We start from the raw sequence: 24,848 nt of genomic DNA on the forward strand, positions 1-24,848 counted from the left end.
AAGTGGAAAAAAATGCGGAAGGACGGGAAACCTTCGTATTGCATCTGGGGTTATCGTCCCGGGAAAAAGGGTAATGAACATTGATAAAATCAATAAAGCATTATAAGATGGCATAGGGCAATTAAATCAGGTTATTATTTTTCATTTAGCCAAGCCCTGTGCAATCGAATTGACTGGCAATTTTTATCCCTGGGAGTGTAGCTGTACATTGGTCGGTTTATTGATTTTAATCATGGTCGTTTTTTTTATATATTCCATCTTAAGTACAGTCATCATTCGATGGCTGAATGTGAAGATCTCAAGAAGGGTCCCTCATGAACATACCATCGCATTAACGTTCGACGACGGCCCTCATCCCTTCTATACCCGTGCTCTATTGGATTTACTGAAAAAACACGGTGTCAAGGCAACCTTCTTTGTTGTAGGTGAGAATGCAGAGCGGAACCCGGAATTGATCAAAAGGATGCAGGCTGAGGGTCATGCATTGGGTCTTCACCATTATCGGCATGTATCAAGCTGGTTCTTAAGTCCAATTGGATTAAAGAATCAGCTTGAGAGGACGAATGCAGTATTGAAACGGATAACCGGCGATGAGACATATTTATACCGTCCTCCCTGGGGACATCTGAACCTGTTTTCATTATGGTTCACCAAGCGTTACCGCATTGTCATATGGTCTCATATATTTAAGGATTGGAAAGTGAAGGAGTGCAAGGAACACTTGCTTCACCGCTTGAAACATGCAGACTCTGAAGGGGCTGTGTTCGTTCTTCATGACAACGGGGCAATGCTTGGTGCAGATGAGGAAGCCCCAAGGTATATGTTAGAAAGTCTAGAGACATTCATTGAAGATGCACTTAACAGAAATATCCGGTTTATTACCTTGGATGATGCATCTTAGTAAGGAGTCTTGGCATGGGCAGCGAACAAATCATTCATTATATACAGGAGTACAGCTATTTTATTATTTTTCTTTTCTTATTCTTTGGGATTGTGGGGATTCCATCTCCTGAAGAATCACTGCTGTTCTTGATCGGAGTTTTAGCAGCACATGGACAATTATCCATGTCATGGGCCATCCTGTTTTCATTCCTTGGAACTTTTGCGGGGATGGTCAGCGGATACTACGCCGGAAAGTTTGTGGGGTATCCTATCATTCATAAATATGGAAAATGGATTGGAATCTCGGAAGAAAAGGCAGAGACATTTGAGGCACAGTTCACAAAAAACTCATCGAAAATGCTGATCATCGGGTTTTTTATGCCTGGATTGCGTCAGGTCGCTCCTTATCTCTCTGGAATATTTTCAATTAATATAGTAAGATATCTGGTTATTTCAGGTGCGGGCTCACTTCTTTGGACCATCTCTTACATTGTGTTGGGATGGGGATTGGGAAGCTCGTTTCCGATTAATCCGAATTATGTTCCTTATTTAGGAATCGGGCTTTTGGTCATTTTCGTAGTGACTTCATTGGCACGCTATGTAAGGAAGAAGAGGAAAGCGAGGGGAAAGATTTGAAAATCATCCTTTTGTCGATGTTCAGTGTACCGACTGGACATGTCAAAGTAGCAGAAGTAATTCAGCAGAAGATCAAAGACAACCATCCGGATGCAGAAGTAAAGATTGTTGATTTCCTATCTTTCTCGAATCAGCTGCTGGAAAATGCGGTGTCTCAGTTTTACTTGAAGTGGATCAAGGCATTTCCGGAAAGTTATAAACGGTTTTATGCGCAGTTGATGATGAGCGATGACTATACGGGAATGTTGAAGAGTCTTTCCATGTTCTCCATCTATTTTGAAATGAAGCTGAAACGTTTAGTGGAAGAAGAAAATCCATCCCATATCATTTGTACCCATTCATTTCCGTCAAGGATCCTGGGGAAGCTGAAGAAAAAATCTCCCTCTTTCATTCCAAAAACGGTGAATGTATATACCGATTTCTTTATTAATGGCGTATGGGATAAAGAGAATATCGATTTCCATATGGTACCGAGCGGTGAAACGAGACAGGAATTAATCGAAGAACACGCCGTTCCATCAGATCGAATCTTTTCCACAGGGGTGCCTGTTTCAGATATCTTCAAAGATGGAAAGACAAGGGGTCCAAAAGTAAAGTCGGATCATAAACATCTTCTGGTTGCCGGAGGGAATAATGGATTATGCGTGCTACAGGAATTCATGATGAATCCTTCCCCGGCTCAACAGTTTACGTACACTGTGCTTTGCGGACACAATAAGAAATTGTTCGAAATGCTTGAGGGTAAACCGAACATAAAGCCATTAATGTATATTGATGACCGTGAAGAACTGAATGCGATTTACGATTCAGTGGATGCAATCATTACAAAACCCGGTGGTGTCACGATAACGGAAGTATTAAATAAACGGATACCGATCTTCATCCATGATTATTTACCGGGTCAGGAAGAAGTCAATCTGGAATTCCTGAAAGAAAAAAAATTGGTCTATTTATTAAATAATGATCATCCACTTGAAATCATCTCTAGTATTCTTAATGATAAACGGGAAATGAATGATCATCTTGTAAGACTGCACCACTATCTTTCTACCATCTCAACCAGTGTCGATGAAAGCTTGTACACACTGATGAAAAAAAATCGGGAAGACCTGTTGATCCATACATCTATGAAACAAGCAAACGTTTCAAAAACAATACTGAATTAAGTATATGGCCCGTCCATTGCTGCTTTTAAGCAGCGATGGACGGGCCTGTTCTCATGATGAAAGCCGGGACAGGATCTCCCGGCTTGGTTCAATGGTGTGAATTAACTTTTCACAGTCTTACCTACTTTACTGCCATCCTTAACATCAAAGGAACCGGAGTACTCAACCGTTTCGATTTCACAATTTTCCCCGATCGTTACATTCTTTCCTCTTACCAGTTTTGCCTTCGTGTTCTCAAGATAGATTTCGTCACCTTCGATTAAATCGGAGCGAAGGTGGTCATCGCGCTGCATGAAGAAGTTCACGACCTGCTTGAATAATTTAGCAGAATGCTCGTTTTTCACTTCAATGATTTCTCCGCCAATTTCCTTGATGGAAGATTCATGGCTTATTCTTATGTCGACTTTATCGGCACTGAGGAGGCCGTCGATTGTCACCGATCCCCTTGAAGTAAAAGTCTCCACTTCACAATCCTTCTCCACTTTGAGTGATCCGTGTGATTTAATCTTTCCACCGTGCAGCTTTCCTTCAATCTTTGTTGCTCCGCTCGAACTGAAGTCCTTGCATGTAAGGTTCTCACTGATTCTGCTTGATCCGCTCACAGACATTTCAGAAGCCGTGACAGAACCTTCAATTTTTGTGCTTCCACTGATGCTGATCTCTTTGGCGCTGATGTTACCTGAGATTTTTGAAGAACCGCTGCATTTAAACTCTTCGGACGTAATATCCCCATTTATTTTTCCTGAACCTGAGATTTTAAGGTCCATACATTCTATATCGCCTTGTATCGTTCCGCTGCCGCTTATTTTTACACTATTGAATTGACCGCCTCCAGACGTACCGGACCCGCTGATTTTTAAGTCATGTAATTTCTTCTTCTCAACTGTACTCATCCTGTATTCCTCCCATTTATCAATTGATTTCACTTGTTAAATTGATTTTTACTTCTTCAACTATCTGGAGTAAATCAAGCTTTGCAATCGTCTCGGCTGTCTGATCAATATAGGTGGTGGACTGAAGCGGGATCAACATCCAAATGACAGTATCTTGTTTCCGCAGCCCTCTCAGTTCGAATGAGGGACTGTTAAATGCCTCAAAGTTTTCTTGTAAAAAAAGAAACAATGTCTTTAAATCCTCTTCTTGACTCCAACGTGACCGTACGTTTTCAATAATGAACATATTCAGGATGTCTGGAAACTCAATTGCAGTCACATCTTTTAGAAGGGGGGTGCAGAACGAAATGATGTCAGATTGCAGAATCTTCTGCAGCCGTAATGAATCTAATGTGACTTCTATTTTCGATGGATTAGGTGAAAAGAAATCGGATAATTCATCCAGGGAGTGGGTATCCTTCAATTCTTTCACTTTTGCAATCCTTGCCAGCATCTTTTTTCTCGGAAAGAAGGTTTCCTGGCCGGTAAAACTGGACTTCTTAATAAACCAATCTTCAGGAATGATATTCTTGCGCTTCCAGCGATAGAGCTGCCCGTAAGAAATGCCTGTCAATTCCAGAACTTCTTTTTTAGATATAAGATCGCCATCCAAGTGATCATCACCTCGGTTATCTTTGTAACAAAACATTGTTACGTTACTTTATATGTACTATAGCAGAACAATGTTACGTTTGTAAATGATCATTTCCAATTTTTTTCAGACAGACAGAACGAGAAGGCCCGTCCCGCACTGATTTAATGCAATGCTGGACAGGCCCTGAATTATTTATTCGGTCGTTTGTTTTCAGGCTGCTTCAGCCAGTAGCGGAGCCCTTTTCCGGCAAGGGGTTCATCGTTATAGCGCGGGATGATGTGAAAGTGGCTGTGGAAGATGAATTGATTGGATACTTTTCCTGCATTCCAGCCGAGCGTATAACCGTCTGCCCCGAATGTTTCATCAAGGTAGGTTTTTGCTTTTTGCAGCAGTTCATATGTATCGTTCCATTCTTCTTTAGTCAGTGCGAAAGCATCCCGTTGATGTTTCTTGGGGACGATGACACCGCATCCTTCCAGCACGTCCTGCTGAAGATTGTGCTGAAGGAAATAACATGTATCATTTTCGAAAATGATGTTTTGTTCGGGATCTTCATGCGGATGGCAGAAGGGGCATGTTTCTTCGTAGTTCATGCATGACACTCCTAATTGTTGGAATTTTTTGCTTTTTAGAGTATAGCATGGATTTGTCGTGTGGAGAACTGATTTTTCGGCATTGTTTTGAAAGTGATTGTGCTAGGAAAATCGGGTTGCGGACGAAAAATATGATTTGCGGACAAAGAAATACGGAAGAAACATTCAATTTACGGACAGATATTTGGATTTACGGACAAAAATTCTTGAATTACCGACAATTCTACAAAATACGACACTTTCGGAAGGGATCCTAAACATAAGATTTCAGCCCATTGAGCATCCAAATTATGTTTACATCCAAAGGATAAGGGTAGAAAACCAACAGAGAAATTACATAGCAAATGAAAGGGATGAGAGAATGAGGAATGAGAAGAAGAGCAGCGTGAACGGTAACAGTAAAAATGAACAGCTTGAAGAGTATCGTGTGGATGACAGCGGAAAGCATCTGACGACCAATCAGGGATTGAAGGTTTCAGAAGATGAATTTTCTTTAAAAGCAGGTGAACGCGGTCCGACTTTGATGGAAGATTTCCACTTCCGTGAAAAGATGACTCATTTCGACCATGAGCGCATTCCGGAGCGGATTGTCCATGCCAGGGGATTTGCTGCCCACGGTGAGTTCGAAGTTTATGAGTCGATGAAAGAATATACGAAAGCTGGATTTTTACAGGATCCTTCTAAGAAAACACCCGTCTTCGTCCGCTTTTCAACGGTAGCAGGGAGCAGGGGGTCTGCCGAGACAGTCCGTGACGCCCGTGGTTTTGCAACAAAATTCTACACAGAAGAAGGCAACTATGATTTGGTAGGGAATAATATCCCTGTTTTCTTCATTCAGGATGCCATCAAGTTCCCGGACCTCATCCATGCCGTGAAACCGGAGCCTCATAATGAGATGCCGCAGGCTGCCTCCGCCCATGATACGTTCTGGGATTTTGTCGCCAATAACCAGGAGTCCGCCCATATGGTCATGTGGGCCATGTCAGATCGCGCAATACCACGCAGCTTGCGCATGATGGAAGGGTTCGGGGTACACACATTCCGATTCGTAAATGAGGAAGGACAAGCACATTTCGTAAAGTTCCACTGGAAGCCGGTTCTCGGGACGCATTCCCTCGTCTGGGATGAAGCACAGAAAATAAACGGGAAGGACCCTGATTTCCACCGCCGTGATTTATATGAGTCAATCGAAAACGGGGATTATCCTGAATTTGAACTGGGAGTCCAGCTTATCAAAGAAGAAGACGAATTCAATTTCGACTTTGATGTGCTTGATCCAACAAAGCTTTGGCCTGAAGAAGAAGTCCCTGTGAAGATCATCGGGAAAATGACACTGAATCGAAATGTGGACAATGTATTCGCAGAAACCGAACAGGCGGCTTTCCATCCTGGTTCTGTCGTTCCGGGCATCGACTTTTCAAATGATCCGTTGTTACAGGGACGGTTATTCTCTTATACGGATACACAGCTAATCCGTCTTGGCGGACCGAACTTCCATGAGCTGCCGGTCAACCGTCCTGTCTGTCCATTCCATAACAACCAGCGTGACGGATACGGCCGCCATACAATCAATAAGGGTCAGGTGAGCTACCATAAAAATTCACTAGCCAATAACACCCCTGCCCCTGCAAGTGAGGAGGAAGGCGGGTACACCCATTACCAGGAGAAAATGGAAGGGCGCAAAGTCCGTGCCAGAAGTGAAAGCTTCAAAGATCACTTCTCTCAAGCCACCCTTTTCTGGAACAGTATGAGTGAACCAGAAAAGGAACACATCATCAATGCTTTCAGCTTTGAACTTGGAAAAGTAATGAACAAATCCGTTCGCCAGCAGGTTGTTGATATGTTCGCGCATGTCAGTCTGGATCTGGCCAAAGGATTTGCAGAAGCAATCGGTGCCAAGGTACCAGAAGGACCGGGTTCTGGTGTAACCAAATCCTCTCCTGCCCTGAGTCAGGAAAATACAATCAAACAGCCCCATACGCGTAAAGTAGGGGTGATTGTAAGCAGCCAGTTTGACGGTGCCGAAGTGATGAAAGTCATCGACCTATTAAAGGAAGATGGCCTGAAGCCGGAAATCATAAGCAATAAGCTTGGCGTGTTAAAAGGTGCAGGGGGAGAGGAACTTGAAGTCGACCATACCTTCTTGACGTGTGATTCAGTCCTGTTTGACAGTTTATACGTGGCAGGCGGCAAGGATATTGATAAGAAATTCAAAGAGGATACTTCCTATTTTGTAAAAGAAGCCTTTGCCCACTTTAAGCCGATCGGAGCTACTCATGAAGGAGCTCATCTGCTGGAAGAAATCGGAGTCAATAACGCTTCAGGAGTTGTGACAGGCGAAGATATGAAAACATTCAGCTCTGAATTCATCAATGCTGTTACCGCACACCGCCACTGGGATCGCAAACTGGTATAGGAAAAAGTAGAAAAAGGAAACTGTCGATTGAGGCAGTTTCCTTTTTCATTATAGACTGTTAAAGCTAATTGATTCTTAAAATCAGTTCGAGCAGCCGGGAGGAAATCAAAGGGTGTGTTGAGCAGGACCTCTACCTTCGTGAGCGTCTTTACATAAAATTCCACAAGCGAAAAGCTTGAAAGTCAAAAAAGGTCAAATTATAATGAGGTTAGAAGGTCAAAGAAAGTCAAAGTCACATTCGATTCATTTGACCTTAAAAATAATAACTATACATTACCAATATATTTAACTATCCATAAGGAGGTAATACTGTATGAAATGTCAAGTATGTCAACAAAATCATGCAACAGTGGAAGTTTACAGAAGAGTCAACAACCATAAGACAAGAATGCAGTTGTGTTCAGATTGTTTTCAACAACAACAGTCCAAAATGCCTTCCGGTTTGAATGGAGGATTTCCGTTTGACGAATTGTTAAAAGGGATGAATATGGGCGGATATCAACCACAAGCCTTCGGTGCGCAGCCACAAGGTCCAGAGACACAGACTGGCGGCGGAAGCGGAGGGAATGGCATTCTCGATCAATTCGGACGAAATGTAACCCATGCCGCGAAAGCTGGCCTTATCGACCCTGTCATCGGCAGGGATAAAGAAGTAGAGCGTGTAATAGAAATTCTGAACCGACGCAATAAAAACAATCCGGTTCTGATCGGGGAGCCTGGTGTCGGTAAAACGGCGATTGCGGAAGGGCTCGCACTGAAAATTGCAGCGGAAGATGTTCCATCAAAGCTTCTGAATAAAGAAGTGTATGTGGTGGACGTAGCTTCATTGACTGCCGGTACCGGGGTTCGCGGGTCCTTTGAAGAAAGATTGAAGGCAATCATCGGTGAGCTTCAAAGCCGTAAGAATGTCATGTTATTTATAGATGAAATTCACCAGCTAGTTGGTGCTGGGTCTGCAGAAGGTTCAATGGATGCAGGAAACATCTTAAAGCCTGCACTGGCTCGTGGAGAGTTGCAGGTAATCGGTGCGACGACGCTGAAAGAGTATCGCCAAATCGAAAAAGATGCGGCTCTTGAACGTCGATTCCAGCCGGTGATGGTGAAAGAGCCAACGCCTGAAGAGGCAGTTGACATCTTAAAAGGTTTACGTGATAAGTATGAGAACTACCATGGTGTAACGTTCACCGATGAAACCATCGAGGCTTGCGTGAAGCTATCTCACCGTTACATCCAGGATCGTTTCTTACCTGATAAAGCAATCGATTTAATGGATGAGGCAGGGTCTAAAATGAACCTCCAGTCAGAAGGGAAGGACACATCAGCCCTTCATCAGAAGTTGAATGATGTGAAAGCAAAAAAGGATCTTGCAACGAAGGAAGAGCGCTACGAGGAAGCGGCTAAGCTCCGTGATCAGGAAAAAGAAATCGAGGAGCAGCTTCAAAAAGGCGATTCAAAGAAAAAATCAACGGTAGAGCCGGAGCTTATTCAATCAATCATCGAAGCGAAGACGGGCATTCCTGTAGGAAAGCTTCAAAGCGATGACAAGAAACGCATGAAAGAGCTCGAATCAAATCTCTCAAACAAAGTGATTGGTCAGGAAGAAGCTGTGAAGAAGGTAGCGAAAGCCATTAGACGGAGCCGTGCAGGATTAAAGGCAAAGCACCGTCCGATTGGCACATTCTTATTCGTAGGACCGACGGGTGTCGGTAAAACGGAACTAACGAAAACGCTCGCTGAAGAATTATTCGGGTCCAAGGAAAGTATGTTCCGTTTAGATATGAGTGAATACATGGAGAAACATTCAGTGTCTAAACTGATTGGTTCACCTCCAGGATATGTCGGGCACGAAGAGTCAGGACAGCTGACTGAAAAGGTAAGAAGAAATCCTTATTCCATCATTCTGCTGGATGAAATTGAGAAAGCTCATCCTGATGTACAGCATATGTTCCTTCAAATCCTTGAAGATGGACGATTAACTGATAGTCAGGGCAGGACCGTAAGCTTTAAAGACACTGTGATCATCATGACAAGTAATGCAGGTGTCACAGATAAGAAGGAAGCGGTCGTAGGATTTGATACAGGCGGCACTGATGCAGTGAAGGAAACAACTATCCTGCAGTCATTGGGAGCTTACTTCAAGCCTGAATTCCTGAACCGTTTTGACAGTATCATTGAATTTCAATCACTCGAAAAAGAAGAGCTCCTTCAAATCCTCGATCTGATGATCAATGATCTGCAAGCAGAGCTTAACGATCAAAAGATTACAGTGACCGTCGAGAAAGAAGCAAAGGATAAGCTGGTTGAATTAGGCTTTCATCCTGAATTTGGAGCTCGCCCGCTGCGCCGTGTGATCCAGGAACAGGTGGAAGATAGAATTGCAGATTTACTTCTCGACGAAGAAGGCGTTAAAGAAATAACAGTGAAAGTGGAAAATGACGAAATCGTTGTTAGATAAATAGTAAAGGGAGCATCTATTTATCGGATGCTCCCTTTTTTGTGATCTTTAACTATTTTGCCCGGAGATCACGCTCTATTTCTAATTATTTGAACTCATTGGATGTGAGTACCCGGTCAATCGCCTGTGCGACTCCGTGATCGGTATGGATGCCCGTTACCCAATCGGCCGCTTTCTTCACTTTTTCCTGTGCGTTCCCCATCGCCACGCCAAAGCCTGATTCCCTGATCATGGCGATATCGTTCATACTGTCGCCGACAGCCATTACTTCTTCCATGGAGAGATCGAGCCATTCGCATACCTTTACAAGAGCTGCGGCTTTGTTCACGCCGGCTGGATTGATTTCGATATTTGTCGGACTGGAGTTGGTGATTTCAAGTTTTTTATTCTCCATCAATTCATCCATCACCACTTTACGGACTTCTTCTTCTTTGATATCGAAGCCAAACTTTAACCAGTCATAAGCATCTATCTCCTGATCAAAGGGGTTGTGGGTATTGAATATCCCCTGGGTGGTGGAGGACCAGAAATAGATATCATGTTCTTCCTTCAGCGACCAGAGCATTTTCACAAGTTCCCTGTCAAGTGGCGTACTGTCGACCAGATTATATTCATGATCGTAAATTTCCCCCCCATTGACAGTGATCAAATAGGAAGAACGTCCAAGTTGATCTGAGATTTCCCTGCAATTACGAAGAGAACGTCCTGTACTTAATACAACATGAATTCCCTTTTCCTTTGCCCTTTGGATGGCTTTTTCATTCTCACGAGATACCTCTCCTTCGTGATTGACAAGCGTTCCATCCATATCAAGAGCAATCAGTTTTATCGTCATTTCTACCATCACGTCCTCTCTTTAGCTAATCTTTAGTTTAATATAAAAGAATAGATTATAGTAGGAAAGAGGCTTTGAAAAGTTCGGCTGACCAGCATCTTTCGTTTCATCCCCTATTACTATTTCATATAATCAGGGAGACTAAACATATTAGTGGTAAAGGAGTCATTTTAATTGAAAAGTTTTACAGAAAGAGCCATAACCATAATAGAAAATATCCCTAATGGAAAAGTCATGACATACGGTCAAATTGCCAAATACGCAGGTAGTCCAAGAGGAGCAAGGCAGGTGGTGAGAATTCTACATTCGATGAGCGGTAAGTTTCAGCTTCCCTGGCACCGGGTGATCAACAGCAAAGGAGAAATCGGCTTTCAAGACGAAGTACAATTTAAACGGCAAAAAACATTCCTTGAATCAGAAGGAGTATTCGTGAACAATAGAGGTAAAATTGATCTGGAATACTATCAATATCATCCAGAAGTTCCACCTGAAGAATATGAATGATTCAATTTGTTTAAGGAAAACGTGAAATCGCATACGGAATTACGGTATAATTTACCTATTATATAAAATGTGAGGAAAGATACAGATATGATAAGTGATTTAGTAATAAACATTTCGCTGTTAATGTCTTTCACGTTTGTTTGGCATCAGTTATTCAGGAAAAAGAGGCTGACCGTCACATCGCCGGTCCACATAAAAGTACTGGATGGCATTCTAGCCGGATTTCTCGGGATTATCCTTATGCATTACAGCATCGGAGTAAATGATATGACGATTCTTGATTTAAGGCATATCCCTGTTATTCTTGTAGCGTTCTATGGCGGCTTCTTACCGACAATCATTTCCGCTGTTGTCATCATCGCAGGACGTTTCTTCATCGCGGTGAATTTCTCCTCTTACGTGGCATTATTCATGATGCTTGCCATTGCGATTGGATCAGGGTTGATTGTACGGTACATGAAAGGAAGTCCTTGGAAAAGGTGGACTGTTCTTCTGCTATACAGCCAATTGATTTTTTCGATCGCTCTTTACATCGTTGTGGACAAGTATGCAGAAGTGTTGGATTTTGCATTATTCCATATTCTCAGTACATTGATCGGCGGCTATTTGACCTTGTATTTTGTCGATTACATCAGAAAGACAAGCGAGCGTTATTATCAATATAAAGAAAATGCACAAAGGGATGCTTTGACTGGTCTTTATAATGTCCGTTCGTTTGACAGCCATTATAATCGCATGATCAAAGAAGCGATCGAGGAGAAGGAAACGTGCGCCATCTGTCTGATCGATGTTGATCATTTTAAACAGATCAATGATACGTATGGCCATACTGCAGGTGACGAAGTGTTAAAACAGCTTGCTGAATTATTAAGCAGATTAACCAGGGCTGGTGACATTTTGTCACGGAACGGGGGAGAGGAATTTTCCTTGCTGCTTCCTAAATGTACGGTGGAACAAGCAAAAGAAATTGCTGGAAGGGTCAGGGAGGCTGTATATGAGCATCGTTTTCTACTGCCGGATCAGACGAAGCTCCAGCTGTCTGTATCCGTGGGCGTTTCTGCTTTTAATCCAGTCTCTGAAGATCACGACTCTCTCTTTCAGGAGGCTGATGAAGCTTTATACAAAGCCAAGCAAAACGGCCGGAACATCGTATGTACGAGCTGGGAGTGTTCCTATAGATGATGGAAGCGTTACTTCTTTGGAGAAGCAACGCTTTTTTTAGTAGGTTCTATCGATTTTTCACTTTATTCAACCACTTTCTCTGCTTCAGTCCCGTGATGAGATAGCCTGATAAACCTATTAATGACAGGGCAGCCCCCCCTTGCCAAACGACCTCTGCCTCATATTGATACCCTAAGAAGAAGCCGACCGTGCCAAGGATGAAAAGTGTAAAGGCGTGTTTCTTGTGATTTTCATACAGCTTGAATTGGAACAAATGATTCTGGTGGTCATCCTTCTGTTGAATCAATTGCCCGGGAATACCGATAAGCTGACGTACTTTTTGAACACTCTGGAATAGAGGTTGAGACGAAATCCATTTAAGCAGGAGCTCCCATTTGCTCAGATTTGTGCTTTTAACCCAATCCAGGAACGCAGGTTTCATGACGTCGAGAGTCTCTTTTTCCGGACACAACGTATAGACGAGCCCCTCGATTGTGGCAAATGAACGGCCAAGAAAAATAAAGCGGGTCGGAACCTGGATTGGTAAAGATTTCATCATTTCATTCATTTCTTTTTTCACAGCAATCAGATCCATTTGTTTGAATTGCTCCATATCGATGGTCACAAATTCCTCCAGCAGTCTCTCGATGCCCTTAAGGCTCGCTTCCGGTAACAAGAAGTCCAATTGTGAAAGAGCTTCCGCTGCTTTCTGGTAATCCTTCAAAAGGATTCCTTCCAGTAATTGTTGGAAATATACAGAATCACGTTTAGAAATGTCTCCGACCATCCCGAAGTCTAATAAAACGAATGTGCCGTCAGGCTGGATGAGGATGTTTCCTGCATGCGGGTCTGCATGGAAGGTACCAGCTTCCAGCCATTGCGGCAGGAACAAACGGAATAATCGCTGTCCAAGTTCCTCGCCATCCAATCCAAAACGGGCGATCTCAGACGTATCGTTAAGACGGACACCATCCACCCATTCCATGACCAGTACTTTATCAGTGCAAAGTTCCGGATGAACTCCCGGTATTTTTACACCTGTATGTTCTTTGAATCTCTCTTTGAAGGCGATGGCCGTCTTCATTTCTTTATAAAAATCAAGTTCCTGTTCGATGACTTGCTTAAGTTCCTGATACAATTTCTTAAAATCGATAAACCCTTTTGGTATCGGAGCAAAATGTCTAACGAACCACAGTATGATGGCAAGAGATCTGAAATCGGTCTTCACCAAGTCAGGAATTTCCGGACGCTGAACCTTGACTGCCACTGGAGTTCCATCCATCAGCCGAGCCTTATACACTTCGCCAATGGATGCAGAGGCAACCGCTTCACGCTCAATGGATTTCAGGTTCGTATTGACAGCTGATTTCCACTCCGATTCAAGCACCTTCTCTATATCTTCCCATGGAGAAGGGGGAACATGGTCGACTAGGTCTTTAATCTGATCAACAAAACGTTTCGGAAGCATGTCTTCGCGTATACTCATCAGCTGCCCAACCTTGATCAGGACACCGTTCAATTCAAATAACGTTTGCTTGAATTCCTGGCCGATCCTCTCCCACAGCCGCTCCTTTTCTGCTTCCGGTTTCCTCCGGAGCTCATACCAATACACCCTGATCACGATGGAGACTGCCAGCGAGACAATCTTCCACATCCTCCAAAGCTTTCTATTCGATTTCATACATTTCAACCCCCGTCAGGCAGTTTATATCGATTAAATACTATCTTCATTTCAAGTTTACTATATTTATTCTTAGATTATCTGAAAATCCTGCAGCAGGAAAGGGAATATGTGGTAATATTTATTCAATATCTGTAGGTGATAAGAGATGAAGGGGTGAATGCAATGTTTATTAAAGTATATGAATATCATATCAAGCCGGACAAAGAACAAGAGTATTTAAGAATCCAGAAAAAAGCGGCAGATATCTACAGCCGTCATATTGACTCCCATTCCCTGCACCTTAAAAGTATGCACGAACCTTCAAAGTGGATGGAAATTACACGTTATAGAAATGAAGAAGAATACAAAAGAAGCATAGAGTTGATCAATCAATATGATGATATCCAACGTTTATTCGAAGAGTTTCAATCCCTCCTTCTTTCTGAAAGATGCGAGATCAGGGAGGAAGATTTCACTGTGGTGAAAGAGAGGAATACATTTAATAGAAAGGGTGACAAGGCTTGACTTTAAGAATGAAACATGAAGAAAGAGATGCGAACTTGATCGATGAACGGAATCATTTAAAGAAAGCCATAAAGAAGGACTTGATAAGTGACGACAATGTATTGGCTTTTTTTTACGGAGGATCGATGGCGAAGGGGAATCACGATCGTTTTTCTGATTTGGATTTAAGAATCGTCGTAAAAGATGAAGTCTATGAAGCTTACAGAAGGAATAAGAAAGAAAGGGCAATGTGCTGGGGAGACGTCTTATATTTTGAAGATTTCCCTTGGGCGAAGCATACAGTGGCCCACTATAAAAGTTTTGTAAAGGTGGATGCTTTTTACTACAAGAAAGAAGACCTCAAACCTTCTCATTACATGAGGGAAGAGGCACATATCGCATATGATCCATACGATATAGTTCAGGGAGTCAAAGAACAATCACAACATTTCCATTATAAAGTAAGCATCGGTGAATTCGAGGTATGGAGGAGCAAATTCTTTGCTCATATGCATGAAGTGTATAGAAGGTCGAAAAGGGGAGAACTATACTATGCTCTCCATTCATTGGATATGATGAGATGGAGCGTTGCTGCGGGCTGGGATATGGTGAATGACAGGCAGCCCAATGCCCCGGGGGAGTGGTCAAAATATGAAGGGGAGCGCTCTCAGTTTGATCAGTCGGAGCAGGAACTTTTAGCAGGCTGGGACGCTGGGCGTGATCCTGAAATGATGTTTGAGGTGATGAAGCAGATCGTACCGGAATTCAATCGGATTCATAGCCGGCTGTGTGAAAAGCTCGGTGAAGATGAACGGACGGAGTGGGTGAATGAGATTGTGGGGCTGGTGTTGTAGCTGTCCCTGGCAGGTGAGTGGGGTTGATCAGGGAAACTGATGAAACGGCTCTCGATTTTAATTAACGTTCTGGTTATTTTTTTAAATTAAATCCTTCCATAACTCATCCCAAGAACCATTAAATTCTTTCCATTGACCGTTCTCTAAAATCTCTAAAACTTCACCTTTTCCCGATATAAATTCAATTGTCTTATCGTCGTCTTTGTATATGATTATCGGCACCTTAACTTTGATTGAATTAATGTTAGGGTGCTTCCTTAAAAATATTTCATAATCAGAAGCATCATCAGCACCTTTTCTTACTTTATCACCTATCAATGAATATTCTTTTGAACCCTCTAATTTTTTAGCCAAATTCCTTTGTTGATGCAAAGTCTCGAATATTTCTTCAAACGTTAAGACTTTTGTTTCGGTTGTAACTTTTTTATTATTGTTGAATGAATAAAGTTTAATATGAGCCACTATCGTCGTTATATTTGCCGATATGACGATTAGAATGACCACACCCAATAGGATACTCATTTTTTTCAAAGATTTGTCCCCCTCTTTTTCTCAGGCTTGCTTCATCTCTCCTGTGAATCCTAAATTAACTATCCTGCTCTGTATTTGAAGAACTGAATTCCAAAAAAACATTACCTATATTTTACCATATAATTCTATAATTACTTGTGTTTTACGGAATGGACTACAGTTACATGTTAAATAACAAGTAAAATACCAGCTTGATTCAAACGAAGACGAATTCCATTGTTCAGCATCCCTTCTAAAGTTTGACAGCTTTATGAACTGTGCCAATGTCTATTGCATAAACAGGGGGGGAGGAGTATATTATAAGTGTAAGGTAAATGTGAAACATTTCACAAACGAAGATTTATCAATCAGCTGATTCATCGATTTTATTATCCCATAACTTGTGAAGTATTTCACAATATTTAACAAGGAGATGAACCATCATGAAATGGTGGCATAATGAAAAAGTTAGCGTGGTTTGGACAGTATTTAGAATTTGGCTGGGCATCAAATGGTTTGAGGCAGGCTGGCATAAGGTGAACGATGGTTTTGATGCAAGCGGCTTTTTACAAGGAGCAATTACGAAGGCAACAGGCGAGCATCCGGCTGTTCAGGGCTGGTATGCAGCATTTCTGAAAGATTTCGCTGTACCGAACGTAGAGTTGTTCAATTTCCTGATTCCTTGGGGGGAAGTACTGGTCGGACTCGGTTTGATTACAGGATTAATGACAATACCAGCTTTACTTGCCGGTGCATTCATGAACCTGAACTTCCTGATGGCGGGTACAGTAAGCACTAATCCAATTCTTCTTACAGTGGCAGTAATCCTTCTTTTCACAGGTAGAGGTGCTTACTTCTGGGGTGCTGATCATTGGATCATGCCTTATTTGAAACAGAATCTTCTCCACAAAAAAGACCATCATAAAAAAGCGATAGTCGTTTGAATGAGAAACTCTCTTAGGGGAGAGTAGGAAAGTTTAAAGCCACCCGGTCCTATAAACACCGGGTGGCTCTTTTGAATTCCTCAGGTCCAATTCTTTAACCATGAGGGGGACTGCTATTGGTTTTTCTTCACACGTGCACGCTGGTTCGCAGCGTTTGCGCGAGCCTGTGCTTCCATATCAGCCTGGTCGGCAAGTTCTCTTGAGAACTCTTCGTCAACACCGTCTGACTTTAATGCAGCTGGTGTCTGTGGCAAGCTGTTCAGGTTTTTATCGTGCTTTTTATGTCCTCGTGATCTGCCCAATACGAACATCCCCTTTTTCATTAGGTTAAAAAACAAAGGTACAAGACTCTCCAGATGTGAGCTTGTACCTTTATTTTTAATCAAAAGGGGGATTTTTAGTTAGGTAATATTTGCTTACGTATGCCGTTTAGGGCTGAATCCAGCAGCACGGTCTGCCCTTTTGAATTCTTTTGAGTACGTAACCTCTTGCATGCTTGAAAGTTTTGATTTGTCTTTGTCTTTTTTGCGCTTATTATCCATTCTATGTACTTCCCTTCTTTTCAAGATTTAGTATCATTTTTACCTTGAAAAGGAGGGGGCATACCTATCTCGAATGATAAATATTCACTAATGCGTTTAGGAGTTCGGCATATTTAAATTGAAAACCGTTTTCCGAAAGGACGCTAGGCAGCACTTTTTGACCTTCTAAAACGAGCTGGCTCATTTCACCCATCGCGATTTTTAAAGCGAAGGGAGGTACCGGCATCCAATGGGGTCTCCCTAATACACTGCTCAAGATGATCCCGAATTCCTTCATTCTGACAGGAGTCGGGGCAGTGACGTTTACAGGACCTGAGATTGCTTCGTTTTCAGAAGAGAAACGTATGGCCCTTGCAACATCGTCAATATGGACCCATGACATCCACTGATTACCGGGTAAAACGGTTCCTCCTACAAACAATTTATAGGGCAGGGCGATTCGTGGAAGCGCTCCATCATCTTCTCCAAGAATGATGCCAAAACGCGTGTAGACTACCCGAAAGCCGGCTTTTTCAGCTTTTTCTGCTTCGTTTTCCCATATTTGAACGGTTTCTCCCAGGAAATCATGTGCCTTCTCATGAGAAGCTTCCGTATACGTATTTTCGGTTGAAGAGGGGTAGAATCCGATAGCACTTGCATTGATTAAACATGAGGGTGCCGGTGACAGGTTTTTCATGATATTGATGACTTCCTGTGTCGACGAAATGCGGCTGTTGATGATCCGCTTCTTCCGTTCGTCAGTCCATCTGCCACTGTTAATGGATTCACCCGCAAGATTGATGAAAACATCGGTTCCTTCGAGTGCTTCGAGTGGATCCGCATCTTCTGTCATCCATTTAACATAGGTAACTCCAGAGCGGTTTTCGTATTTATCAGGGCTCCGTGTCAGGATCACGACTTCATGTTGGTGGTCCAATAGCTCCTGAGTCACTGCCTGCCCGACAAAGCCTGTTCCTCCAGTAATGGCAAATTTCATGGTCATCCCTCCAGTTATAGTTATTATTTTACCTATTTGCAGAATAAAAAACATAATCGGATGTGTTACATTAGTAAGGAGGTGGAAAATATGGGTGTCATTACGAAGATTACGAAACAAGTGAAAAACGATGAACGCTACAATTTATTCATAGATGGAAAGTACGCATTCAGTGTTGATGAAGTGGTGCTCGCCAAGTTCGGGCTTCGAAAAGGACTTGAAGTCGACGAACTTGAGGTTTCGGAAATGCAATATGAAGATGATGTAAAAAAAGCGTTAAATAAGGCGATCCATTTTTTGTCATACCGAATGAGGACAGAGAAAGAAATCCGGGATCATTTGAAGGACAATGAATTGGAAGAAGGCATCATCGGGGAAGTCATTCATAAACTAAAGGATATGAAGTATATCAATGATTTAGAATTTGCACATGCCTTTACAGGAACCCAAATCAATACATCCGACAAAGGACCAAGCTGGATACGCGGGGAATTATCCAGAAAAGGTGTCGACGATCCATTGATAGAAGAAGCTCTGGAAGCTTTTTCATTTGATATGCAAATCGATAAAGCGGTTGCGATAGCAGAGAAACTGATGAAGAAGTACCGCAAAGACTCCTTTATGATTGCAAAACAGAAAATCGAACAGAATCTGCAGCGTAAAGGATATCCTGGGGCGGTCATGAAACTCGTATGGGAGACGGTCGATACCGAACGGGATTCGGATGAACAATGGGATGCCCTTTATCATCAGGGAAAGAAAGCGCACAGAAGGCTGTCTTCTAAATATGCGGGCTATGAATATGAACAGAAAATGAAGCAGACTCTGTATCGAAAAGGGTTTCCGGTAGAAAAAATCGAACGTCTTCTGGATGAATTGAAGGAAGAAGGTTGAAATTAGACGGTTTAGATGAATGGGGGAAATGGGGATGGAAATTGCTGCGGTCATCTTTACGGGTATTATGCTGTCACTTCTGATCGGGACGGAAAAACGATTCAAGTTGATTGCAGGGGCTATAGTTGCAGCGACGGGGCTACTATTCTTAATCGGTGAGATTATAATCAAACTGCGTACCGATTTTTATTCTTTGGGAAAGCTTGAATGGAGGAATCAGGGGCATGCAGAAACACTAGGTGAATGGGTTGTGCCTTTCTTTTTCATAGGAATTCTGATGTTCTTAATTCTGTTAAATATTCGCTGCATCCTGAAGTATAAGAAACAAACTGAAGGTCCCCGATGGGTGTGGATCGTACTGCTGATCCTTATCGATCTATCGGCTGTTGTTATCGTTCCATTGTTGATATTTTTCGTGGCTTTTATGTTTTTTCCTTTTGCTCCATAGAATCGGATGTAAAAAGAGGCTGGGACAAAACTAAAAAACTACCGCATAAAGACGAACAATTCCAGTGTAGGCTCTTAATACCGCTAATGATTTCCGTGCAAGACTTCGCTTTCCGCGGGTAGCCCGTGAGCCTCCTCGGCTTCGCCTGCGGGAAGAAAAGCGGAAGGGCTTTGTTCAGAGGCGGGTGGCATAAGACGAATCGGCCTGGAAGGCGCTCTTTGCCTTCTTGGTCGGTTTGGCTTATGTCATGTGCCTCTAAGCCCTGGAGCTGGACACGTCTCACATCAGCTACTCTTCCCCTCAGGAGTCTTCGTATTGCACTCCAATCAACCGCTAGAAAGAGCTAAATCTAAATGTCCATTTGTTGAAATAAAAACCCGAACTAATTTGTCTTTTATACCACAAATTAGTTCGGGTTTTTCTTAGGCTAAAACACTTTTGTCCCAGCCTCTTTTTGTATCATTTTTTTGATTCGATTACGATTTCGTCGCTGGACTTATATTGTTCTATGATGATTTCCGCCACTTCCAGAGGGGAGCGCAAGCGTGAACGGTCGCTTATATGATCGGTCTCATCCCAGAACGGCGTGTCCATGCCGCCCATGTAAGCATTGACGACCCTTAGGCCCGAATCTTCATATTCCTTCTGCAGACTCTCTCCGAAGCCTCTCAGTGCAAACTTGCTTGCGACGTATAGTGATTCATTCTTCTTACCTCTTAAGCCTGCTGTGGAAATGATATTGAGAATGGTGGCATTCCCCTTTTCCAATTGCGGCATAAGGGCCTTCGTTAAGCGGATGGGACCGAGGACATTGGTTTCAAACATGGCTTCAAGTTCTTCATCCATCGCTTCCGTCAATGGCCCAAAGTAGCCCACTCCAGCGTTATGTATCAATAATTCAATATCATCCTGAAGCAGTTCTGTTGAGCAGACCTGTTCGATATCGATTCTTGATCGCACATCAAGAACTGCATACGACACTTCGCCGCCTGATTGCTTTATTTCATTTGCAGCTTCTTCCAGCTTTTCTTTTGTACGTCCCAACAAAACGATGTGATATTCATTTGAAAGCATCTTGCCTAGTACTTTTCCGAGGCCGGTGCCTCCACCTGTAATGATCGCTTTTTTCATGATGAATCGTCCTTTCTGATCTAAAGTAGCCTGTTTTCAAAATTTCCCTGCACAACAGCATAATGAATCCAGCCTATCCACTTTCCTTATTGTATCATTTTATCTATACTAATCAGTAGTAGGGGTGATGAGAACATGGAACAGCAAGAAAGAAGATACAGTGAGATGGCACAGCATGAATTGCAACAGGAAATCGCAAACCTGAAGGAAAAAGCCAGAAAAGCTGAACAGCTGGGTATCGTGAATGAGTTCGCTGTACTCGAACGCAAAGCGTTGATGGCCCAAGCTTATCTGATGAACCCGGATGATTATAAACCAGGCGCTATTTACCCGATTGAAGGGGATCCAGGTGTATTCTTTAAAGTAGACTACCTGAACGGCGTGTTCGCATGGGGATACCGTCTTGGCGGCGATGGAAAGGAAGAAGCATTGCCGATTTCCCTCCTGAAGCCTGACAAAAAATAAAACCAAGGTCCGTCCTCTGCCGCTTTGAAGCGATGAGTGACGGACCTTGGCAGGTTTATGAGCGCTTGCGTGTTTCAGCTTCCAGAATGATCATATTCTGTGTTTGTGTGGTTTGTCCATTTGCCTGTGAATGAGCATGTTTCGGGTTGTAGAATGCTTTAGTAAATGGACTGCTATACTGATTTCGGTAGAAATTATTTTTCATGTTTGCCATCGTGACTACCCCCTAAAAATAACTTTCGTTAAATCGAGTCTTGCTTTCTTTTTCCTGAAGACGCCATACGTTCTTGAGGATGGGTATTGATGGTGCCATTTGCCCTTTTAGATGCATATTCAGCTTTCGCTCTTGGTTCTCCTTCGAATTTATTATTGTTCATATTGGGGAACCCGGTTGTTTTATTACGCATAATCTGCCTCCTAAAAGGTTTTATTCTTTCATACCGTGAAAAAGCAAAGCCTGCCACTAAGCTTAACCACGTACTAATAGTATGGATGTAACGCTGTACTTTATCATAAAAACAAATGGAAAAGGAGGAGACAAAATGGAGTCTACATTCCATGAACTTACAGAATTATTATTGGAGAAGAATGGTGAACTTTCATATGAGAGGGCAAGAACCTGGGTCGAGCTTGTGTGGGAAGATTTTGAAACCACATATGCCAAAGCAGGCTACGAATACCAGGGGAAAGAAATGACCGAGAGAGTGGTGCGCCAATGGATCACGAACTACGGTTCCCGCATCCATGAATTCGCAGCACGAAATCCAAAATACAAACACTTGCTTCATCATAAAGAAAGCAATGAAGACGATGGTTTAGTGCATTAAATTAGTGAGGGACTGGCCTTAGTATGCTTATGGCCAGTCCCTCGGTGTGTTAATCGATTAAAATATCGATATCGACTTTTTTACGCAATTTTTCTTCGCTGAATACCCACCCGGTGTAGGAGCTTACAATGGTAAAGTCTTTGTCGAGCTGAACGAGTGCGACGAATGGATAATGGCCGTTATTTCGATAACGGAGGTCGATGAAGCGAACCTCGAAATGGTCGTCGTATTCGTCCACTTCCCAGCGGTAAACTGGAGAAAAGGAGAGGAACGCCGACAGGTTCTTATCTTTTTTTGCCGCTTGAATGACCGGCAGTTCGGGTACGGGAATTCGTTTGAATTCGTCAAAAATCGTGATCGAACGCCTAAACGCCCTGGCGACATAATATTTGTCCTTCGTGACTACCGCCAGCCTCCATTGGAAAAAACGCATGGTAGGGGAGACGATGATCTTCTCGGCTTCCGGTATCCTTCTTTTAACTGCGTTCTTAACTGCTTTTTGAACCTGAAACCTCAGTACATAATAGGCGAAAATGACAATGTACATCACCAGGAACGTCTGTCCAGGCGGGAAGCCGAATCCCCATAGGATCAAGCCGATCACATGGATGATGAAAATAGGCAGGTCAAATGTGTTTATCACACCCAAAGCGACCCATTTCGACGAAATCGGCCTAAGTGCCTGGGTGCCGTAAGCGTTAAATATGTCGACAAATACATGCAGGAAAACGGCTGTAAATGTCCAAATCCATAAGTGAAGCAGATTTGCCTCAGGAAAAAATGGATAGATACACCCAACTATGAGCAGAGGCCACAGCAGGACAGCCGGGATGCTGTGGGTGATTCCCCGGTGGTGGCGTATATATACTGCATTATTTCGCAATTTGAGAACAGTATCAATGTCAGGGATCTGAGAACCGATGACTGCAGCTATGAGGACACTCGTAGAAGTTGCGCTGCTTTCAGCAACAGCGGGATCAAGCGTGGCTAATCCCCCCAGAGCAAACCCCATAACGATATGAGTACCTGTATCCAAAAAAAGTCCTCCCTTGGCTGAATTCGTTTGTTTTCGTTGCACTTCATGATATGGTTAAAAGGAGCTTATTTCAAATGAAAAAATCATTACACATTTATCTTGAATATGAAATTAAGCAGAGTGTCCACCATAAGTACCGTCAGATCATGAAAAATATCATTCATTCACTGCCTCAGTATGACGCCATGAACATCCGCTGGGAAAAATCCGATGCTGATTCCAATCGTTACATCGAAACATTCGTCGTCCCGACAGAGGCGCATTATTATGCCCTGAAGCGTTTACGAACGTCACGCCGTCATTTATTATTTGGTTTATTGGATGATTGTATATGCGGCGGATTGAAAGAAATGAAATGCATCGGGCTGAAAAAAAGTTCATAATACATTATTTATTCCCTAATCATCGCAACATCTAACATCTTTGGAGGTACAAATTGAAAGAAGAAACATTAAGACATTTAGAGACCATTGACCGTGAGGAGTTTCAGAAAGATTTAATCTCCTGGTTTTCAAGGGAGCAGCGTGACCTGCCGTGGAGAAAGGATCGTGATCCATACAAGGTATGGGTATCGGAAATCATGCTTCAGCAGACCAGAGTCGATACTGTTATTCCTTATTTTAACCGATTCCTTGATAAATTTCCTACAATTGATGCCCTTGCCCTTGCCGATGAGGAAGAAGTACTGAAGGCATGGGAAGGCCTCGGATATTATTCCCGGGTCAGAAATCTGCAATCGGCAGTAAAGGAAGTCCACGAAAAGTATGAGGGGATCGTGCCCGATACGCCTAAGGAAATCTCCTCCCTGAAAGGAGTCGGGCCATATACTGCAGGAGCCATCCTCAGCATCGCCTATGGTAAGCCGGAGCCTGCTGTGGACGGAAATGTCATGAGGGTGTTCTCAAGGATCCTCTCGATCTGGCTTGATATAGCCAAGCCTGCGTCAAGGAAAGTGTTCGAGGAAGCCGTAAGATCCCTTATTTCAAAAGAAAACCCATCTTATTTCAATCAGGCTTTAATGGAACTTGGAGCTTTGATATGTACACCAACCTCTCCTTCCTGCCTGCTATGTCCAGTCCGTGAACATTGTCAGGCTTTTCATGAAGGGGTGCAGACAGAACTTCCCATTAAATCAAAAAAGAAGGCGGCACGAAAGTTGAATATGTCCGCAGCTGTCCTTTTTACGGAAGATGACCGGGTCGTGATCCATAAACGCCCAAATACCGGCCTGCTGGCGAATCTTTGGGAGTTCCCCAATTTCGAGGTGACAACGACAAGAAGCGGCCGGAAGCAGCTGGAAGAACGATTGGAAGCCGATTACGGTGTGGCTGCCTCTTTAAAAGCGGGAGTCATTACAAAAATCCAACATGTATTTTCACATATCATCTGGGATATAGAAGTATATGCCGGAAGCGTGGAAAGTAACGCATTGAAAGATTCAGAACTGATGGCCGTGACTGAGGAAGAATTGGAGAAATACGCCTTCCCTGTTTCCCACCAAAAGATCTGGAAAGAAGCAAAACAAGTTGTAAAGATTTGATTCAAGGCCCGTCCCTGACTTTAAAGAAGTCAGGGACGGGCCTTGATCATATCAATCGTATATTGTTTTCGTTCCATGTGTATAATCCGCTTCCCCGCGGCTTAATCCGCCCCTGTTTTCAATCTCTTCGACGATTTCACGATGAATGGTTTGTCCTTCTGTGTTTAAATAGGGTACTATTTGTTGTAGTGAATGATGAAAGTAGGCAAGCTCACTTTTCTTCCATTCACTTTTGGGGAGCATGGACAGCTCCGTCATATCCCGACCTACATACATTCGATCAGACCTCCCGTTATTTCATGTACACTACATTAGTTTTCAGTAATTGGAGGCTGATTA

The 24,848-nt window shown here is 42.9% G+C and carries 30 protein-coding genes; 16 read left to right on the forward strand and 14 right to left on the reverse strand.

Going from position 1 to position 24,848, the window contains the following annotated elements; all coding sequences use genetic code 11:
• Positions 1-208 precede the first annotated feature (208 nt).
• Genes ACUXV2_RS04010 through ACUXV2_RS04020 form a run of 3 tightly spaced genes read left to right on the forward strand, consistent with a single transcriptional unit; the run spans position 209 to position 2,684 of the window.
• Positions 209-901 carry a polysaccharide deacetylase family protein gene (locus tag ACUXV2_RS04010; RefSeq protein ID WP_446245780.1) on the forward strand — a complete coding sequence of 231 codons (693 nt, stop codon included), beginning with the start codon at positions 209-211 and terminating at the stop codon, positions 899-901.
• 14 nt (positions 902-915) lie between these two features.
• The gene (locus ACUXV2_RS04015; protein ID WP_446245781.1) at positions 916-1,518 is read left to right on the forward strand and encodes a DedA family protein; all 603 of its coding nucleotides are present in this window, start codon (positions 916-918) and stop codon (positions 1,516-1,518) included.
• A complete protein-coding gene (locus ACUXV2_RS04020) occupies positions 1,515-2,684 on the forward strand; it encodes an MGDG synthase family glycosyltransferase (RefSeq protein ID WP_446245782.1) in 1,170 nt (389 codons plus the stop codon). Before ACUXV2_RS04015 ends, ACUXV2_RS04020 begins: the two co-directional genes overlap by 4 nt.
• 101 nt (positions 2,685-2,785) lie before the next feature.
• Here ACUXV2_RS04020 and ACUXV2_RS04025 read toward each other — a convergent pair whose 3' ends face one another.
• The 3 genes from ACUXV2_RS04025 to ACUXV2_RS04035 form a co-directional block, all read right to left on the reverse strand.
• A complete protein-coding gene (locus ACUXV2_RS04025; RefSeq protein ID WP_446245783.1) occupies positions 2,786-3,577 on the reverse strand; it encodes a polymer-forming cytoskeletal protein in 792 nt (263 codons plus the stop codon).
• Between the two features lie 19 nt (positions 3,578-3,596).
• Positions 3,597-4,229: a DUF4004 family protein gene (locus tag ACUXV2_RS04030; protein WP_446245784.1), complete on the reverse strand. Its 633-nt coding sequence runs from the start codon at positions 4,227-4,229 to the stop codon at positions 3,597-3,599.
• 170 nt (positions 4,230-4,399) lie between these two features.
• Positions 4,400-4,804 carry an HIT family protein gene (locus tag ACUXV2_RS04035; RefSeq protein ID WP_446245785.1) on the reverse strand — a complete coding sequence of 135 codons (405 nt, stop codon included), beginning with the start codon at positions 4,802-4,804 and terminating at the stop codon, positions 4,400-4,402.
• A gap of 361 nt (positions 4,805-5,165) precedes the next feature.
• Here ACUXV2_RS04035 and ACUXV2_RS04040 point away from each other — a divergent pair, with 361 nt between their 5' ends.
• Both ACUXV2_RS04040 and ACUXV2_RS04045 read left to right on the forward strand, forming a co-directional pair.
• Complete coding sequence (locus tag ACUXV2_RS04040; RefSeq protein ID WP_446245786.1) at positions 5,166-7,220, forward strand: catalase; 2,055 nt, start codon at positions 5,166-5,168, stop codon at positions 7,218-7,220.
• Positions 7,221-7,533: 313 nt separating this feature from the next.
• Complete coding sequence (locus tag ACUXV2_RS04045) at positions 7,534-9,675, forward strand: AAA family ATPase (protein WP_446245787.1); 2,142 nt, start codon at positions 7,534-7,536, stop codon at positions 9,673-9,675.
• Positions 9,676-9,760: 85 nt separating this feature from the next.
• On the opposite strand, the gene ACUXV2_RS04050 is transcribed toward ACUXV2_RS04045, so the two are convergent.
• Positions 9,761-10,519 (reverse strand): Cof-type HAD-IIB family hydrolase, encoded by a 759-nt coding sequence (locus ACUXV2_RS04050; protein ID WP_446245788.1) that lies wholly within the window; start codon positions 10,517-10,519, stop codon positions 9,761-9,763.
• A 165-nt stretch (positions 10,520-10,684) separates the two neighbouring features.
• Between ACUXV2_RS04050 and ACUXV2_RS04055 the strand changes: the two genes are divergently transcribed.
• Entirely contained in the window at positions 10,685-11,014 is a 330-nt protein-coding gene (locus ACUXV2_RS04055; RefSeq protein WP_446245789.1) for an MGMT family protein, read from the forward strand.
• A gap of 87 nt (positions 11,015-11,101) precedes the next feature.
• Positions 11,102-12,196, forward strand: a complete 1,095-nt coding sequence (locus tag ACUXV2_RS04060) for a diguanylate cyclase (RefSeq protein ID WP_446245790.1) — start codon at positions 11,102-11,104, stop codon at positions 12,194-12,196.
• 46 nt (positions 12,197-12,242) lie between these two features.
• Here ACUXV2_RS04060 and ACUXV2_RS04065 read toward each other — a convergent pair whose 3' ends face one another.
• A complete protein-coding gene (locus ACUXV2_RS04065) occupies positions 12,243-13,856 on the reverse strand; it encodes an ABC1 kinase family protein (protein WP_446245791.1) in 1,614 nt (537 codons plus the stop codon).
• Between the two features lie 165 nt (positions 13,857-14,021).
• On the opposite strand from ACUXV2_RS04065, the gene ACUXV2_RS04070 reads away from it, so the two are divergent.
• Positions 14,022-14,363, forward strand: a complete 342-nt coding sequence (locus ACUXV2_RS04070) for a hypothetical protein (RefSeq protein WP_446245792.1) — start codon at positions 14,022-14,024, stop codon at positions 14,361-14,363.
• Positions 14,360-15,196, forward strand: a complete 837-nt coding sequence (locus ACUXV2_RS04075) for a nucleotidyltransferase domain-containing protein (protein WP_446245793.1) — start codon at positions 14,360-14,362, stop codon at positions 15,194-15,196. The genes ACUXV2_RS04070 and ACUXV2_RS04075 overlap by 4 nt, the downstream gene beginning before the upstream one ends.
• 81 nt (positions 15,197-15,277) lie before the next feature.
• Here ACUXV2_RS04075 and ACUXV2_RS04080 read toward each other — a convergent pair whose 3' ends face one another.
• A complete protein-coding gene (locus ACUXV2_RS04080) occupies positions 15,278-15,727 on the reverse strand; it encodes a hypothetical protein (protein ID WP_446245794.1) in 450 nt (149 codons plus the stop codon).
• Positions 15,728-16,149: 422 nt separating this feature from the next.
• Here ACUXV2_RS04080 and ACUXV2_RS04085 point away from each other — a divergent pair, with 422 nt between their 5' ends.
• Entirely contained in the window at positions 16,150-16,650 is a 501-nt protein-coding gene (locus ACUXV2_RS04085; protein WP_446245795.1) for a DoxX family protein, read from the forward strand.
• A gap of 113 nt (positions 16,651-16,763) precedes the next feature.
• Here the strand turns inward: ACUXV2_RS04085 and ACUXV2_RS04090 are convergent, their stop codons facing one another.
• The 3 genes from ACUXV2_RS04090 to ACUXV2_RS04100 all read right to left on the reverse strand — a co-directional run bounded on the left by ACUXV2_RS04090 (position 16,764) and on the right by ACUXV2_RS04100 (position 18,168).
• Positions 16,764-16,952 (reverse strand): YfhD family protein, encoded by a 189-nt coding sequence (locus ACUXV2_RS04090; protein ID WP_175987943.1) that lies wholly within the window; start codon positions 16,950-16,952, stop codon positions 16,764-16,766.
• 114 nt (positions 16,953-17,066) lie between these two features.
• On the reverse strand, positions 17,067-17,192 hold the full coding sequence (locus ACUXV2_RS04095; RefSeq protein ID WP_446245796.1) for a YfhE family protein: 126 nt from the start codon (positions 17,190-17,192) through the stop codon (positions 17,067-17,069).
• Positions 17,193-17,256: 64 nt separating this feature from the next.
• Positions 17,257-18,168, reverse strand: a complete 912-nt coding sequence (locus ACUXV2_RS04100) for a TIGR01777 family oxidoreductase (protein WP_446245797.1) — start codon at positions 18,166-18,168, stop codon at positions 17,257-17,259.
• A gap of 90 nt (positions 18,169-18,258) precedes the next feature.
• On the opposite strand from ACUXV2_RS04100, the gene recX reads away from it, so the two are divergent.
• Both recX and ACUXV2_RS04110 read left to right on the forward strand, forming a co-directional pair.
• Complete coding sequence (recX, locus tag ACUXV2_RS04105) at positions 18,259-19,062, forward strand: recombination regulator RecX (protein ID WP_446245798.1); 804 nt, start codon at positions 18,259-18,261, stop codon at positions 19,060-19,062.
• 34 nt (positions 19,063-19,096) lie between these two features.
• Positions 19,097-19,510: a hypothetical protein gene (locus ACUXV2_RS04110; RefSeq protein ID WP_446245799.1), complete on the forward strand. Its 414-nt coding sequence runs from the start codon at positions 19,097-19,099 to the stop codon at positions 19,508-19,510.
• A gap of 459 nt (positions 19,511-19,969) precedes the next feature.
• Here the strand turns inward: ACUXV2_RS04110 and ACUXV2_RS04115 are convergent, their stop codons facing one another.
• Positions 19,970-20,641, reverse strand: coding sequence for an SDR family NAD(P)-dependent oxidoreductase (locus tag ACUXV2_RS04115; protein ID WP_446245800.1), 672 nt, complete (start codon positions 20,639-20,641; stop codon positions 19,970-19,972).
• Between the two features lie 135 nt (positions 20,642-20,776).
• Between ACUXV2_RS04115 and ACUXV2_RS04120 the strand changes: the two genes are divergently transcribed.
• Positions 20,777-21,106: a YfhH family protein gene (locus tag ACUXV2_RS04120; protein ID WP_446245801.1), complete on the forward strand. Its 330-nt coding sequence runs from the start codon at positions 20,777-20,779 to the stop codon at positions 21,104-21,106.
• 55 nt (positions 21,107-21,161) lie between these two features.
• Here the strand turns inward: ACUXV2_RS04120 and ACUXV2_RS04125 are convergent, their stop codons facing one another.
• Both ACUXV2_RS04125 and ACUXV2_RS04130 read right to left on the reverse strand, forming a co-directional pair.
• Positions 21,162-21,320, reverse strand: coding sequence for a YpzG family protein (locus ACUXV2_RS04125; protein WP_446245802.1), 159 nt, complete (start codon positions 21,318-21,320; stop codon positions 21,162-21,164).
• 28 nt (positions 21,321-21,348) lie between these two features.
• Entirely contained in the window at positions 21,349-21,513 is a 165-nt protein-coding gene (locus ACUXV2_RS04130; RefSeq protein WP_032086301.1) for a small, acid-soluble spore protein K, read from the reverse strand.
• A 135-nt stretch (positions 21,514-21,648) separates the two neighbouring features.
• Here ACUXV2_RS04130 and ACUXV2_RS04135 point away from each other — a divergent pair, with 135 nt between their 5' ends.
• Positions 21,649-21,933 carry a YfhJ family protein gene (locus ACUXV2_RS04135; protein WP_446245803.1) on the forward strand — a complete coding sequence of 95 codons (285 nt, stop codon included), beginning with the start codon at positions 21,649-21,651 and terminating at the stop codon, positions 21,931-21,933.
• Between the two features lie 49 nt (positions 21,934-21,982).
• Here ACUXV2_RS04135 and ACUXV2_RS04140 read toward each other — a convergent pair whose 3' ends face one another.
• Positions 21,983-22,969, reverse strand: a complete 987-nt coding sequence (locus ACUXV2_RS04140; protein ID WP_446245804.1) for a metal-dependent hydrolase — start codon at positions 22,967-22,969, stop codon at positions 21,983-21,985.
• 74 nt (positions 22,970-23,043) lie between these two features.
• On the opposite strand from ACUXV2_RS04140, the gene ACUXV2_RS04145 reads away from it, so the two are divergent.
• Together ACUXV2_RS04145 and mutY are read left to right on the forward strand one after the other, a co-directional pair.
• Positions 23,044-23,352: a hypothetical protein gene (locus tag ACUXV2_RS04145; protein ID WP_446245805.1), complete on the forward strand. Its 309-nt coding sequence runs from the start codon at positions 23,044-23,046 to the stop codon at positions 23,350-23,352.
• A 53-nt stretch (positions 23,353-23,405) separates the two neighbouring features.
• The gene (gene mutY / locus ACUXV2_RS04150) at positions 23,406-24,509 is read left to right on the forward strand and encodes an A/G-specific adenine glycosylase (protein ID WP_446245806.1); all 1,104 of its coding nucleotides are present in this window, start codon (positions 23,406-23,408) and stop codon (positions 24,507-24,509) included.
• A 51-nt stretch (positions 24,510-24,560) separates the two neighbouring features.
• Here mutY and ACUXV2_RS04155 read toward each other — a convergent pair whose 3' ends face one another.
• The gene (locus tag ACUXV2_RS04155) at positions 24,561-24,785 is read right to left on the reverse strand and encodes a hypothetical protein (RefSeq protein ID WP_446245807.1); all 225 of its coding nucleotides are present in this window, start codon (positions 24,783-24,785) and stop codon (positions 24,561-24,563) included.
• Between the last annotated feature and the right edge of the window lie 63 nt (positions 24,786-24,848).

The organism is Rossellomorea sp. NS-SX7, from assembly GCF_052828565.1.